9 protein-coding genes are annotated in these 13618 nt (G+C 73.2%); 1 reads left to right on the forward strand and 8 read right to left on the reverse strand.

The window, feature by feature from the left end; translation table 11 throughout:
- Positions 1 to 39: 39 nt before the first annotated feature.
- Positions 40 to 1620, reverse strand: coding sequence for a PAS domain-containing protein (locus tag ACFTZC_RS03595; protein WP_382886454.1), 1581 nt, complete (start codon positions 1618 to 1620; stop codon positions 40 to 42).
- 401 nt (positions 1621 to 2021) lie between these two features.
- Complete coding sequence (gene pdxH / locus ACFTZC_RS03600) at positions 2022 to 2660, reverse strand: pyridoxamine 5'-phosphate oxidase (RefSeq protein ID WP_382886732.1); 639 nt, start codon at positions 2658 to 2660, stop codon at positions 2022 to 2024.
- A gap of 474 nt (positions 2661 to 3134) precedes the next feature.
- Between pdxH and ACFTZC_RS03605 the strand changes: the two genes are divergently transcribed.
- A complete protein-coding gene (locus tag ACFTZC_RS03605; protein ID WP_382886455.1) occupies positions 3135 to 4253 on the forward strand; it encodes a citrate synthase 2 in 1119 nt (372 codons plus the stop codon).
- Positions 4254 to 4310: 57 nt separating this feature from the next.
- Here ACFTZC_RS03605 and ACFTZC_RS03610 read toward each other — a convergent pair whose 3' ends face one another.
- From ACFTZC_RS03610 to ACFTZC_RS03635, 6 genes are read right to left on the reverse strand one after another with little or no spacing between them, the layout of a single operon-like run.
- Entirely contained in the window at positions 4311 to 5942 is a 1632-nt protein-coding gene (locus ACFTZC_RS03610; protein WP_382886457.1) for a 4-coumarate--CoA ligase family protein, read from the reverse strand.
- A gap of 22 nt (positions 5943 to 5964) precedes the next feature.
- A complete protein-coding gene (locus ACFTZC_RS03615) occupies positions 5965 to 7188 on the reverse strand; it encodes an acyl-CoA dehydrogenase family protein (RefSeq protein ID WP_382886459.1) in 1224 nt (407 codons plus the stop codon).
- On the reverse strand, positions 7185 to 9206 hold the full coding sequence (locus ACFTZC_RS03620) for a biotin carboxylase N-terminal domain-containing protein (protein ID WP_382886461.1): 2022 nt from the start codon (positions 9204 to 9206) through the stop codon (positions 7185 to 7187). The genes ACFTZC_RS03615 and ACFTZC_RS03620 overlap by 4 nt, the downstream gene beginning before the upstream one ends.
- 55 nt (positions 9207 to 9261) lie before the next feature.
- Positions 9262 to 10866, reverse strand: coding sequence for an acyl-CoA carboxylase subunit beta (locus ACFTZC_RS03625; protein ID WP_382886463.1), 1605 nt, complete (start codon positions 10864 to 10866; stop codon positions 9262 to 9264).
- On the reverse strand, positions 10863 to 12746 hold the full coding sequence (locus ACFTZC_RS03630) for an acyclic terpene utilization AtuA family protein (RefSeq protein WP_382886465.1): 1884 nt from the start codon (positions 12744 to 12746) through the stop codon (positions 10863 to 10865). Before ACFTZC_RS03630 ends, ACFTZC_RS03625 begins: the two co-directional genes overlap by 4 nt.
- Entirely contained in the window at positions 12743 to 13534 is a 792-nt protein-coding gene (locus ACFTZC_RS03635; protein ID WP_382886733.1) for a TIGR03084 family metal-binding protein, read from the reverse strand. Before ACFTZC_RS03635 ends, ACFTZC_RS03630 begins: the two co-directional genes overlap by 4 nt.
- Positions 13535 to 13618 lie beyond the last annotated feature (84 nt).

Below are 13618 nucleotides of genomic sequence, written 5' to 3' on the forward strand. Positions count from 1 at the left end.
GTGCGTGCTCAGGCGTGCGTGCTCAGCGCGTCCGCTCGCTCAGTCGTCCGCGTCCGGCAGCAGGGCCGAGAGGTCCAGGCAGGCGGCTATCCGTACGGTCACGTCCTCCGCGAAGACCGCGTCCGGGCGTTCGAAGGCGGCGCGGCTCGCGCCCCTGAGGAAGGTCACCACGCCCAGCGACCTGCCCCGGCTGCGCAGCACCGTGCACAGGGCGTGGACGGAGTCCTCCGGCCACTGCCGGGACGACGCCCACGCGGGCGCGGGCACCGGCTGCCGCGCCGCGTCGTTCGCGCCGCCGTTCCCGCCCCTGCTCCCGCCCGCGTTCCCCCCTCTGCTCCCGCCCGCGTTCCCACCTCTGTTCCCGCCGGTGTTCGCGCCCGCCGTCCCGCCCGTGCCCGTCGGGGCGCTCGCCCGGACCGAGCCGGTCCGGTCCATCGCCTGGAGCGCCGGATGCCCGGCCCCGTACCGCACCGGTATGAAGCCGGACCCGGTCTGTGTGCTCGGCCCCGAGGCGCCCCCGGCGGGCGTCGCGACCGTACGGACCAGCCGTACGGGTCCCGGCGTGCCGGAAGCGAGTCCCCCGGAGCCGCGTCCCTCCGCCACCAGGTCGATCAGGGCATGGTCGGCGAAGCCCGCGAGCGCGAAGTCCAGATAGACCGTCGCCGCCTCCATCGGGTCCTCGCACTCGGCCGCCGCCCGGCCCGCGCGGTGCAGCTGGCTGCCGCGGAACCGCAGCCGGTCCGCGTCCTGCACGGCCAGCTTCATGTCGGTCACGTCCTGGAACATCCAGCCCACACCCAGCGGAACCGGTTCTTCCGCCAGCGGTGACGCCAGCCGCAGGAAGCCGCACCGCCAGCAGCGCCGCCGCTCGCCGTCCGGTGTGCGGACCGTCATCCACAGCTCGGCGACGGCGGACGGAGCGCCCTCCGACAGCACGTGGTGGAGCGCGGATTCCAGCTCCTCGACGCCCTGGGTGATCAGCTCGCCCAGCGGCCGTCCCAGGACGGAGGTGCGCCCGGTGCCGAGCAGCCGCGCCGCCTGGAGATTGACGACCGTCGGCCGCAGATCGACGTCGACGAGGACGACACCCCAGGACGCGTCCTCGAAGAGCGCCTCGCTGAGCGCGACGGACCGTTCGAAATCGACCTGGTCATGGACCTCGCTGAAGGCGCTGTACACCCCGGCGGGCTTGCCGTCCGTGCCGCGCACCGCGGACGACTGCGTACGGATCAGGACCCGGCCGCCGTCCTTGCGCAGCAGCGCGAACTCGTCCACCTGCCGGTCCGGGCCGTCCATCACGGCCATCAGCCGCGCCTGGACCTCGTCCGCGTCGGCGGTCCGTACGGCCCACCCGGCGAAGCCGTGCCGTCCGACGGCCTCCTCGGCGGACCAGCCGAGTATCCGCTCGGCCTCGCGGTTCCAGTGCGTGATCACGCCGCCCGCGTCGAACGCGCAGAGCGCCGCGTCCATCCCGTCGAGGAGCGCCGCGAGCAGATCGGACCCCGGCCCGTCGCGGCCGGGCACCTCCGCCCCGGGGCCCGGACCGGTGTCCGACCCGGCATCGGACTCCGGCTCGTCCGGCCCGGCAGGATTGGTGGTCTCACTCCGAGAAGCACTCACGCTGGCACCCCCTGCGGGACATCTCCGCCTGTGCTGCTGACTCTGCTGCCGCACCTACGATCATTCAACTCGAAAGTGGCCCACCTCACACATCGTTCCCCGAAATCGTCGCCGCGACCGGCCGCGAAAGTGATCCGTTAAATGGGTTGAGCCGGGACGGCCGCCTTCCTAGAGTGTGGAACACACTGAAAGGAGGTGATTCGGAAGTGATTTCTTTCCGGACTCGTGAGGTGGCTGCGGGCTGACAGCCCGACGTCGCACTCAGTGCGGAGCCGGTGAAGCGCCGGCCCAATCCACAGCAGTCACCGCCCCGCAGGCTCGCCGGTACGTCCGGCCGGCTCCTCCTCGGAGGAACCCGAGCCTGCGGGGTTCTGCTGTTCCCGGGGCTTTCCGGGCCGCCGCTACGGACAGAGCCGCTCGACCCGCCACCCGGGCCGGCCGTCCGGGCCCTCGCCGCGGACGTAACGCAGCCGGTCGTGGAGCCGGTTCTCGTGGCCCTGCCAGAACTCGACCGCCTCCGGCGTGACCCGGAACCCGCCCCAGTGCGGCGGCACCGGAACCTGCTCGCCCTCCGGATAGCGGGCCGCCAGCGCCTCGTACCGCTGGAGCAGGTCGGCGCGGGAGCCGATCGGGGTGGACTGGTCGCTGGCCCAGGCACCGAGCTGGGAGCCGTGCGGGCGGGTGCGGAAGTACGCGGCCGTCTCGTCGCGGCCGGTGCGGGCCGCCGTACCGGTGACGATGATCTGGCGGGCCAGCGGATGCCAGGGGAAGAGCAGCGAGACCTGGCGGTTGGCCGCGATCTCCTGGCCCTTGCGCGAGGTGTAGTTCGTGAAGAAGACGAAGCCGCGGTCGTCGTACGCCTTCAGCAGCACCATCCGCGAGGACGGGCGGCCCTCGGGGGTGGCCGTGGAGACCACCATCGCGTTCGGCTCGTGGAAGGCGCAGGACGCGGCCTCCTCGAACCAGCGGGCGAACTGGTCCATGGGCGTGGCGGCGAGGTCCGTGTCCAGCAGCGGGGTGCCGCGGTAGTGCTCGCGCATCGCGGCGGGGTCCGCGGGGGCGACGGAATCCGCGGGAGCGGTGGGATCTGCGGGAGGCGTCGCATCGGCGCGGCGCGTCGAATCCGCAGGGGCGGCGGAGGGTTCCGGGGTCTCGTGAGGCACGGGATCATCCTGCCGCAGGGCCGAGTTTGCCCCGCACGGAGGACCGCCAATCCTCGGGGGACAAAAACTGGCAGTGTGCCGGTTATCACGCACCGCCGCGTCTTTCCGTACCGTCGAAACCCGCCAAAATCTGGGGACAGGTCGGCCACGCCACTGTGGTCTTCTCACACATCACGCCCCACACGTCACGATGCGTAACATCGCGCACCGGGACCGTACGCCGCGGAGACGCGGAGACAATGCCGCGTACAGCCGCACGCGTGCACGCACGCATCACGTCACGACCCGTCACGTACAGACACGCAGACGCGCAGACACGCAAACGCCGCACACAACGCGAGGAGCCGCCCGATGTCCGACTTCGACACTTCCTTCGTCCCCGGACTCGAAGGCGTCGTCGCGTTCGAGACGGAGATCGCCGAACCGGACAAGGAAGGCGGCTCCCTGCGCTACCGGGGCGTCGACATCGAGGATCTCGTCGGGCAGGTCTCCTTCGGCAACGTCTGGGGGCTGCTGGTCGACGGGGCGTTCAACCCCGGCCTGCCGCCCGCCGAGCCCTTCCCGATCCCGGTCCACTCCGGTGACATCCGCGTCGACGTCCAGTCCGCGCTGGCGATGCTCGCGCCCGTGTGGGGCCTGAAGCCGCTCCTCGACATCGACGAGCGCACGGCCCGCGACAATCTGGCGCGCGCCGCCGTGATGGCGCTCTCGTACGTGGCCCAGTCGGCGCGCGGCCAGGGGCGCCCCATGGTCCCGCAGCGCGAGATCGACAAGGCTCACTCGGTCGTCGAGCGCTTCATGATCCGCTGGCGCGGCGAGCCGGACCCCCGGCACGTCAAGGCCGTCGACGCCTACTGGACGTCGGCCGCCGAGCACGGCATGAACGCCTCCACCTTCACCGCCCGCGTCATCGCCTCCACCGGCGCCGATGTCGCCGCCGCGCTCTCGGGCGCCGTCGGCGCGATGTCCGGGCCGCTCCACGGGGGCGCGCCCTCGCGCGTCCTCGGCATGATCGAGGAGATCGAGCGCACGGGCGACGCGACGGCGTACGTCAAGCGGACCCTCGACCAGGGCGAGCGGCTGATGGGCTTCGGCCACCGGGTCTACCGGGCCGAGGACCCGCGGGCCCGCGTGCTGCGGCGTACGGCGCGGGAGCTGGCGGCGCCGCGGTTCGAGGTGGCGGAGGCGCTGGAGAAGGCGGCGCTGGAGGAGCTGCACGCGCGCCGGCCCGACCGGGTGCTGGCGACGAACGTCGAGTTCTGGGCGGCGATCGTGCTGGACTTCGCGGAGGTCCCCGCACACATGTTCACGTCGATGTTCACCTGCGCCAGGACCGCGGGCTGGTCCGCGCACATCCTGGAGCAGAAGCGGACGGGACGGCTGGTCCGCCCTTCGGCGCGGTACGTGGGACCGGGCACGCGGAGCCCCCGGGAGATCGAGGGATTCGACGACGTCGAGCGCATCGCCTGACCCAGGGCATGGTGCGAGGCCGGACGGGGCGGGCGGGGGCGTGGGCAGGGGCGGGCGTCAGGTGTTCTCCCTCGCCCGGTCCCGTGCCTCCCGGTCCCGCAGCTCCCGCCGGAGGATCTTGCCGGAGGCCGCGCGGGGCACGCCGCCGACGAACTCGACCCGGCGGACCTTCTTGTACGGGGCGACGCGCTCGGCGACGAACGTCATCACCTCGGCCCCGGTCAGCTCCTCCGCGCCCGACCGGCGCACGACGAACGCCTTCGGCACCTCGTTGCCGTCGTCCTCGTACACCCCGATCACCGCCGCGTCCGCGATGGCGTCGTGGGTGAGCAGCAGTGCCTCCAGCTCCGCCGGGGCGACCTGGAAACCCTTGTACTTGATCAGCTCCTTCACCCGGTCGACCACGAAGAGCCAGCCTTCCCCGTCCACCCGCCCGACATCGCCGGTGTGCACCCAGCCCGCCGGATCGATCATCCCGGCCGTGGCCTCGGGGCGGCCCAGGTAGCCCTTCATCACCTGCGGACCGCGCAGCAGGATCTCGCCCTCGGCGCCGGGGGCGGCGTCGCGCTCCGGGTCGTCCAGGGCGACCACGCGCATCTCGGTGCTGGGCAGCAGCTTGCCGACCGCGCCGGGCGGCGGGTGCTCGGCGGTGAGCGGGACGACATGGGTGCCGGGCGACAGCTCCGTCAGGCCGTACGCCTGCCGTACGCACGACAGGCCGAGCCGCTCGGAACAGGCGGCGGCGAGCCGCGCGTCCAGCGGCGCGGCGGCGCTCAGGACGTAGTCGAGCGAGGAGAGGTCGTACCGCGCGACGGCCGGGTGCTTGGCCAGGGCGAGCACGATGGGCGGCGCCACGTACAGCCCGGTGATGCGGTGCTTCTCGACGGCCGCGAGAAACTGGGCGAGGTCGAAGCGGGGCAGGACGACGACGGTCGCGCCGTGCCGCAGCGGCGCGTTCATCAGCGCGGTGAGCCCGTAGATGTGGAAAAAGGGCAGCACCGCGAGAATCCGGTCGCCGGGCTTCATCGCCATGACGGGTTCGAGCTGCGCCAGGTTGGTCGCCATCGAGCGGTGCGTGAGCATGACGCCCTTCGGGACACCGGTGGTGCCCGAGGAGTACGGGAGCGCCGCGACGTCCTCGCCGGGATCGATGGCGATCTCGGGCACCGGCGCGGCCGACCGGGCCAGATCGAGGACCGAGCGGTGCCCCTGCGCCCGGTCGCAGACGAAGATCTCCTCGATCCCGCCGACCAGCTCGGCCGCCCTGCGGGCCACTTCGAGCAGCGGCGAGACGGTGACGACCCACCGGGCCGCGGCGTCGCGCAGTTGCGCGGCGAGTTCTTCGGGGGTGGCGAGCGGGTGGACGGTGGTGACGGACGCCCCGGCGCGGGTCGCCGCGTGGAACACCGCCGGGTACGCGACGGTGTTGGGGCTGTGCAGGGCGAGGACATCGCCCTTGCGCACCCCCGCGTCGGCGAACGCGGCGGCGATCCGCCGGTGCGCCCGGTCGAGTTGGGCGTAGGTGGTGGCCGTGCCGTTCGTCCCGTCGACGAGGGCTACGGTGTCGCCGTACGCGGCGGCACGGCCGAGCACCGCCTCGTGGATGGGCAGCTCCACGGCCGGGACGTCCGCGTACTCACTGCGGAACACACGGCTCCCGCCGGACCCGTCCGAACTGTCGAACTCCATGGTGATCCCCCTCCGCTCCGACTCAGTACGACTTGGGGAGACCCAGGGACTGGTGGGACACGTAATTCAGAATCATTTCGCGGCTGACGGGCGCGATCCGGGCCACGCGGGCGGCGGTGACGAGTGAGGCGAGTCCGTACTCACGGGTGAGGCCGTTGCCGCCGAGGGTGTGCACGGCCTGGTCCACGGCGCGCACACACGCTTCCCCGGCGGCGTACTTGGCCATGTTGGCGGCCTCGCCCGCACCGGTGTCGTCGCCCGCGTCGTAGAGGAACGCCGCCTTGCGCAGCATCAGTTCGGCCAGCTCGATCTCGATGTGGGCCTGCGCGAGGGGGTGCGCGATGGCCTGGTGCGCGCCGATGGGCGCCTTCCAGACCTGCCGGGTCTTCGCGTACTCGACGGCCCGGCCGAGCGCGTACCGCCCGATGCCGAGCGCGTACGCGGCGGTCATCACACGCTCGGGGTTGAGCCCGGCGAAGAGCTGGCGCAGCCCGGCGTCCTCGTCGCCGACGAGCGCGTCGGCCGGGAGCCGTACGTCGTCGAGTACCAGCTCGAACTGCTTCTCGGCGGAGTGGAGTTCCATGTCTATGGGGGTACGGCCGAAGCCTTCGGCGTCGCGCGGGACGATGAAGAGGCAGGGCTTGAGCCCGCCGCCGGCCCCGCCCGCCCCGCCGGATCCGGAGTTCCCGGCGTTCCCGGTCTTCCCGGTCCGCCCGACGATGAGCGTGGCGTCCGCGAGGTCGACGCCGGAGACGAAGACCTTGCGGCCGGTCAGGATCCAGCCGTCGCCGTCCGGGTCCCGGCGCGCCGTGGTCGTGATCCGGTGGGAGTTGGAACCGGCGTCGGGCTCGGTGATGCCGAAGGCCATGGTGCGGGAGCCGTCGGCGAGGCCGGGCAGCCACTGCCGCTTCTGGTCGTCCGTACCGAAGCGGGCGATCACCGTGCCGCAGATGGCGGGTGACACGATCATCAGCAGGAGCGGGCAGCCGGCCGCTGCCAACTCCTCCATCACCAGGGAGAGTTCGGTGATGCCGCCGCCTCCGCCGCCGTACTCCTCGGGCAGGTTCACCCCGAGGTAGCCGAGTTTGCCGGCCTCGCGCCACAGGGTCTCGCGGTCGTAGCCGCGTCCGTGGCGGCGGCCGAGGGCGGCGACGGCGGCGCGGAGCGCGGTGTGCTCCTCGCTCTCGGTCAGGAAGCCCGTACGGGTATTCGTACGAGTAGCGGTACGGTCCGGGGTGCCGCTCATGAGGGATCTTCCTCCGGTGCGTCGGTGGCGGTGACGACGGCGAGCAGTGCGCCGACCTCGACCTGGCGGCCGGGGACGGCGAGCAGTTCGGTGAGCGTGCCGGAGGCGGGCGCGACGACGCGGTGCTCCATCTTCATCGCCTCCAGCCAGACGACCGGCTGCCCGGCGCTGACCCGTACCCCCTCGGCCAGCCCCTCCGCGACCCGGACGACGGTCCCGGGCAGGGGCGCGAGCAGTGAGCCCGGCTCGGCGCCCCGGGTCGGGTCGGCGAACCGGGGCCGCGCGAGCAGCCGGTACGAACCGGTGGCGGAGTCGACGTGGACCTCGTCGCCGTACGCGGCGACATCGAAGTGCGTGACGACGCCGCCGGTTTCGAGACCGACGCGGGAGGGCGAGACGGACGTGACCCGTACGGCGCCGGCCGCCCCGTCCTCCTCCACGGCCCCTTCGTCGCTCTCCGCAGGAGTTTCGACCACGAAGCCGTCGCGGGTCGCCCGGTAGCGGACCTCGTGCACGCCGTACGTCTTGGTCTGCGGCGCCGACGGTACGTTCCGCCAGCCGCCGAGGCGGGCCGGGACAGCCCCGCCCAGGGACCGGGCAGCGGCGTCGGCGAGCGCGGCGGCGACAGCCGCGTGCCGCTCACCGGGGCCCGGAGCGGGGGCGGTCAGGGCGGCCAGATGGCGGTCGTAGAAGCCGGTGTCGAGCCGCCCCGCCAGGACCTCCGGATGCTCCAACGACCGTACGAGCACAGCCCTGTTGGTGTCGGGGCCGTGCACCCGGGCGCGGCGCAGCGCGTCCCCGAGACGGCGCAGGGCGGCGGCCCGGGTGGGCGCCCAGGCGATGACCTTGGCGATGAGTGCGTCGTAATGGACACCGATGGTGTCGCCCCCGGCGTATCCGGCGTCGACGCGCAGCCGGGGCGCGTCGCCCCGCGCGCCCCCGGGGTCCCCCGCCCCCGCCCCGGCCCCCGGCACCTCCAGCAGGTGCAGCCGGCCCGCCCGGGGGGCCCAGCCGTCCGCCGGGTCCTCGGCGTAGAGGCGCGCCTCCACCGCGTGCCCGCGCGCGGCCGGCGGCTCCGGCGGAAGGGGCGTGCCCTCCGCGACGGAGAGTTGCAGGGCGACCAGGTCCAGGCCGAACACCTCTTCCGTGACGGGGTGTTCGACCTGGAGGCGGGTGTTCATCTCCAGGAAGTACGGGCGGCCGTCGGCCGAGATCAGGAACTCGACCGTGCCCGCGCCCCGGTAGCCGACCGCGCGGGCCGCGGCGACGGCCGCCCCGGCCAGCTCCGTACGGAGCGCGTCGGGCAGCGCGGGCGCCGGAGACTCCTCGATCACCTTCTGGTGGCGGCGCTGCAGCGAGCAGTCACGGGTGCCGAGCGCCCATACCGTGCCGTGCGCGTCGGCGAGTATCTGCACCTCCACATGGCGGCCACCGGTCACATAGGGCTCGGCGAAGACCTCGCCGTCCCCGAACGCGGCCCGCGCCTCCGCCGACGCCGCCCGCACTTCCCCTTCCATGTCGCCGAGTTCGCGCACGATCCGCATGCCCCGGCCGCCGCCGCCCGCAGCCGCCTTCAGCAGCAGCGGCAGATCCGCCCCGGTGGCGGCGGCCGGGTCGACGGGCGCGAGCAGCGGCACGCCGGCCGCAGCCATCAGCTTCTTCGCCCGGGTCTTCGACGCCATCGCCTCGATCGCCTCCGGGGGCGGCCCGATCCACACCAGCCCGGCATCGAGGACGGCCCGCGCGAACTCCGCGTTCTCGGCGAGGAATCCGTACCCGGGATGGACCGCGTCCGCACCCGCCGCGAGCGCCGCACGCACCAGCAGATCGCCGCGCAGATAGGTGTCGGCGGGCGCGGTCCCCGGCAACCGTACGGCCAGGTCGGCACCGCGTACGTGCAGCGCGCCCGCGTCGGCGTCCGAGTGCACGGCGACCGTGGTGATCCCCAGCTCCCGGCAGGTGCGGAAGACGCGGCAGGCGATCTCGCCCCGGTTCGCCACCAGTACAGCACCGATCATCGTCTCTCCCTCATCTCTCGTCCCCCTCACCCCGTCCCGTTCGCCTCACACCCGGTCACATCCGGAAGACGCCGAAACCGCCGCGCACGCCCTCGACCGGGGCGCTGTGCACGGCGGACAGGCACAGCCCGAGGACCGTGCGGGTGTCGCGCGGGTCGATGACACCGTCGTCGTACAGCCGCCCCGAGAGGAAGACGGGCAGCGACTCGGACTCGATCTGCCGCTCCACCATGGCGCGCAGCGCCGCGTCCCCCTCCTCGTCGTACACCTGCCCCTTCGCGGCGGCCGAGGCGCGCGCCACGATCGACAGGACGCCGGCGAGCTGCTGCGGGCCCATGACGGCGGACTTGGCGCTCGGCCAGGCGAAGAGGAAACGCGGGTCGTACGCCCGGCCGCACATGCCGTAGTGCCCGGCGCCGTACGACGCGCCCATCAGGACCGAGAGATGCGGGACCTTCGAGTTCGCCACCGCGTTGATCATCATCGCGCCGTGCTTGATGATGCCGCCCTGCTCGTACTCCTTGCCGACCATGTAGCCGGTGGTGTTGTGCAGGAAGACGAGGGGGATGTCACGCTGGTTGGCGAGCTGGATGAACTGCGCGGCCTTCTGCGACTCGGCGGAGAACAGCACGCCCTGCGCGTTGGCGAGGATCCCGACCGGATAGCCGTGCAGCCTGGCCCAGCCGGTCACCAGGCTGGGCCCGTACAGCGGCTTGAACGCGTCGAAGCCGGAGCCGTCCACGATCCGGGCGATCACCTCGTGCGGATCGAAGGGAATCTTCAGGTCGCCCGGGACGATGCCGAGGAGTTCGTCCTCGTCGTACGCGGGCGGCTCCACGGAGTCCGGTGCCGGATCGGCGTGCGCCTTGCGCCAGTTGAGGCGCGCGACGATACGCCGGGCCTGCCGGAGCGCGTCGGGTTCGTCGCGCGCGAAGTGGTCGGCCAGTCCGGACGTACGGGCATGCATCGCCGCCCCGCCCAGGGACTCGTCGTCGCTCTCCTCGCCCGTGGCCATCTTCACCAGCGGCGGCCCGCCGAGGAAGACCTTCGACCGCTCCTCGATCATGACGGTGTGGTCGGACATCCCCGGCACGTACGCGCCGCCCGCCGTCGAGTTGCCGAAGACGACGGCGACGGTCGGGATCCCGGCGGCGGAGAGCCGGGTGAGATCGCGGAAGAGCGCGCCGCCGGGGATGAAGATCTCCTTCTGGGAGGGGAGATCGGCGCCGCCGGACTCGACGAGGCTGATGAGGGGAAGGCGGTTGGCGTACGCGATCTCGTTGGCGCGCAGGGCCTTGCGCAGGGTCCACGGGTTGGACGAACCGCCGCGTACGGTCGGATCGTTGGCGGTGATCACACACTCGACGCCCTCGACCACCCCGACCCCGGTGACCATGGACGCGCCGACCGGGTGATCACTGCCCCAGGCGGCGAGCGGGGAGAGCTCCAGGAACGGGGTGTCGGGGTCGAGCAGCAGCTCGATCCGCTCCCGGGCGAGCAGCTTGCCGCGCTCGCGGTGACGGGCGGTGTACTTCGGGCCGCCGCCGGCGAGGGCCTTGGCGTGCTCGGCGTCGAGCTGCGCGAGCTTGGTGAGCATGGCGGCGCGGTGGGCGGCGTAGTCGGCGGAGGTGACGTCGAGGGTGGAGGGGAGCACGGTCACTGCGGGGCCTCCGGTGCGTCGGTTCGATGGATTCCGTCGGTTCCGTGGACTCCGTCAGTTCCGTCCGTTCGGTCGGTTCCGTCGGTGGGCTGAGGAGCGTCCGGGAGCAGCGACACCGGGATGTCGAGATGGCGCGAGCGCAGCCACTCCCCCAGCGCCTTCGCCTGGGGATCGAACCTGGCCTGCGCGGCGACCCCCTCGCCGAGCAGCCCCCGGACGGTGAAGTTGACGGCGCGGAGGCGCGGAAGGAGGTGTCGCTCGACACGCAACCCGGCCACCTCGGGGAGGAGTTGGCAGAGCCGTTCCACCGTCAGCTCATGCGCCAGCCACCGCCACGCGGCCTCGCTCTCCGTCCAGAGCCCGACGTTGGCGTCCCCGCCCTTGTCGCCGCTGCGGGCGCCCGCGACGGCTCCGAGAGGGGCGCGGCGGGTGGGGAGCCCGGCGGGCAGCGGCGGCGGAAGTCCGGGGGACGGCAGTGCGGGCGGCACGGCGTCCATCCCGGCCGTACGTAAGGGAGGTGGGACGGGCCACCGGGTCCCGTCCGGCAGTACGGCCACCTGTGTCACCTCGCCCGCGTCGATGTAGGCCGCCTCGAAGACCCCGTACGGCGCGCCCTTGCCCGGCGGGGCCGTCACATGGAAGCCCGGGTAGCTGCCGAGGGCCAGCTCGACCGCCGCGCCGGTGACCGCCCGCCCCACCGTCTCCGGGTCGCTGTCGCGCACGACGAGCCGGAGCAGCGCGCTCGCGGTCTCCTCGGTGGCGGCGTCCGGCCGGTCCGTACGGGACAGCTCCCAGCGGACCTCCGCCGGGCGGCGCCTCGGGGCCGGCCCGTCGAGTGCGTCCTCCACCTGGGCCCGGACGAGGCGGGCCTTGGCCTCGACATCGAGACCGGTGAGGACGAAGACGACCTCGTTGCGCCAGCCGCCGATCCGGTTGAGCCCGACCTTGAGCCCCGGGGGCGGCGGTTCGCCGCGTACGCCGGTGATTCGCACCCGGTCGGGGCCGTCCTGGTGGAGCCGTACGGTGTCGAGCCGGGCGGTCACGTCCGGGCCCGGATACCGGGCGCCCCCGCTCTCGTAGAGCAGCTGTGCGGTGACGGTGCCGAGGTCCACGACCCCGCCCGTACCGTCGTGCTTGGTGATGACCGCCGAGCCGTCGGCGTGGATCTCGGCGAGGGGGAAGCCGGGACGGCGCACGTCGTGCCGGGCGAAGAAGGAGTAGTTCCCGCCGGTCGCCTGGGTGCCGCACTCCAGCACATGCCCGGCGACGACCGCACCGGCGAGCGCGTCGAGGTCGGGACCGGAGTCGGGGGCGACCGCCTCGTCCCAGCCGAAGTGCGCGGCGGCGGGCCCCGTCACGAGCGCCGCGTCCGTGACCCGCCCGGTGACGACGACATCGGCGCCGGCCCGCAGACAGGCCGCGATCCCGGCGCCGCCGAGATAGGCATTGGCGGTGAGGACGCCGTCGCCCCACTTCCGGCGTCGCAGCAGGTCGTCGCCCTCGACATGGGCCACCCGTACGGGCACTCCCACCCGGTCGGCCAACTCCCGTACGGCGTCGGCCAGTCCGGCCGGGTTGAGCCCGCCCGCGTTGGTGACGATCCGGACGCCCCGCTCGTGGGCGAGCCCGAGCCCCTCCTCCAGCTGCCGGAGGAACGTCTTCGCGTACCCCGTGCGCGGGTCCTTCAGGCGGTCCCGGCCCAGGATGAGCATGGTCAGTTCGGCGAGACAGTCGCCGGTCACGACGTCAAGAGGCCCGCCGGTGAGCATCTCGCGCAGGGCGTCGAAGCGGTCGCCGTAGAAGCCGGAGGCGTTCCCGATCCGCAGCACATCGGTACGGGGCAGGCCGTCACCGGGCCCGGCCGTACCGCCGCCGCTCACTCCGAGCCCTCCGGCGCCCGCCCCGCCCCCGGTGGCCCGGCGAACGCCTGCGCGATGTCCAGCCACCGCCCGGCGTCGGCCCCCTCGGCCCGTACGGCGAGATCCGCGCGATGGGCCCGCTGGGTCACCAGCAGACAGAAGTCGAGCGCGGGCCCGGTCACGTACTGGCCCGCCCCCTCGGGTCCGTACGCCCACAACTCCCCACCAGGGCCGGTGAGTTCGACGCGGAACTGCTCGGCGGGCGGCTGTTCCCCGCGTACCAGGAAGGCGTAGTCGCGGGCCCGTACGCCGATCCTGGCAATGTGTCGCAGCCGCGCGGTCGGCGCACGCGTCACCCCGAGCGCGTCCGCGATGTCCTGGCCGTGCGCCCAGGTCTCCATCAGCCGCGCCGTCGCCATCGAGGGGGCGCTCATCGGCGGCCCGTACCAGGGGAAACGCGCACCGGCCGGCGCCTCGTCAAGGGCCCGCCGCAGCCGCTCGCGGCCGTCACGCCACCGGGCGAGGAGTACGGAGGCCGGCAGCGCGGCCCCGGCCCGAGCGCCGTCGTCCACGAAGGTGGCGGGGGCCGTGACGGCCTTCTCCGCCTCCCCGGCGAAGGCGGCGGGGTCGGTCACGGCGAGCAGCGCCACCCGGTCGGTCCAGCCGAGATGGGCGATCTGGTGGGCGATGCTCCAGCCGGGGGCAGGGGTGGCCACGGCCCACTCCGGCTCACTCAACCCACTTACCAGCAGGTCGAGTTCATCGCTCTCGACGCTCAGGTCCCCGAACACGGCGGCGGCGTCGGACACTGCGGCGTCGGACACGGATGCGCTCCCCTCGGGGCACGGCGATGTGCGTGCCCCGGAGCATGGCAGCACCCGAATTGACAAGCA

Source organism: Streptomyces sp. NPDC056987, from assembly GCF_042673865.1.
Classification (GTDB): Bacteria; Actinomycetota; Actinomycetes; order Streptomycetales; family Streptomycetaceae; genus Streptomyces.

Coding starts and splice junctions, on each gene's coding strand:
- pdxH (WP_382886732.1), bottom strand. CDS start 2,660: ATGCGCGAGCACTACCGCGGCACCCCGCTGCTGGACACGGACCTCGCC.
- ACFTZC_RS03605 (WP_382886455.1), top strand. CDS start 3,135: ATGTCCGACTTCGACACTTCCTTCGTCCCCGGACTCGAAGGCGTCGTC.
- ACFTZC_RS03610 (WP_382886457.1), bottom strand. CDS start 5,942: ATGGAGTTCGACAGTTCGGACGGGTCCGGCGGGAGCCGTGTGTTCCGC.
- ACFTZC_RS03615 (WP_382886459.1), bottom strand. CDS start 7,188: ATGAGCGGCACCCCGGACCGTACCGCTACTCGTACGAATACCCGTACG.
- ACFTZC_RS03620 (WP_382886461.1), bottom strand. CDS start 9,206: ATGATCGGTGCTGTACTGGTGGCGAACCGGGGCGAGATCGCCTGCCGC.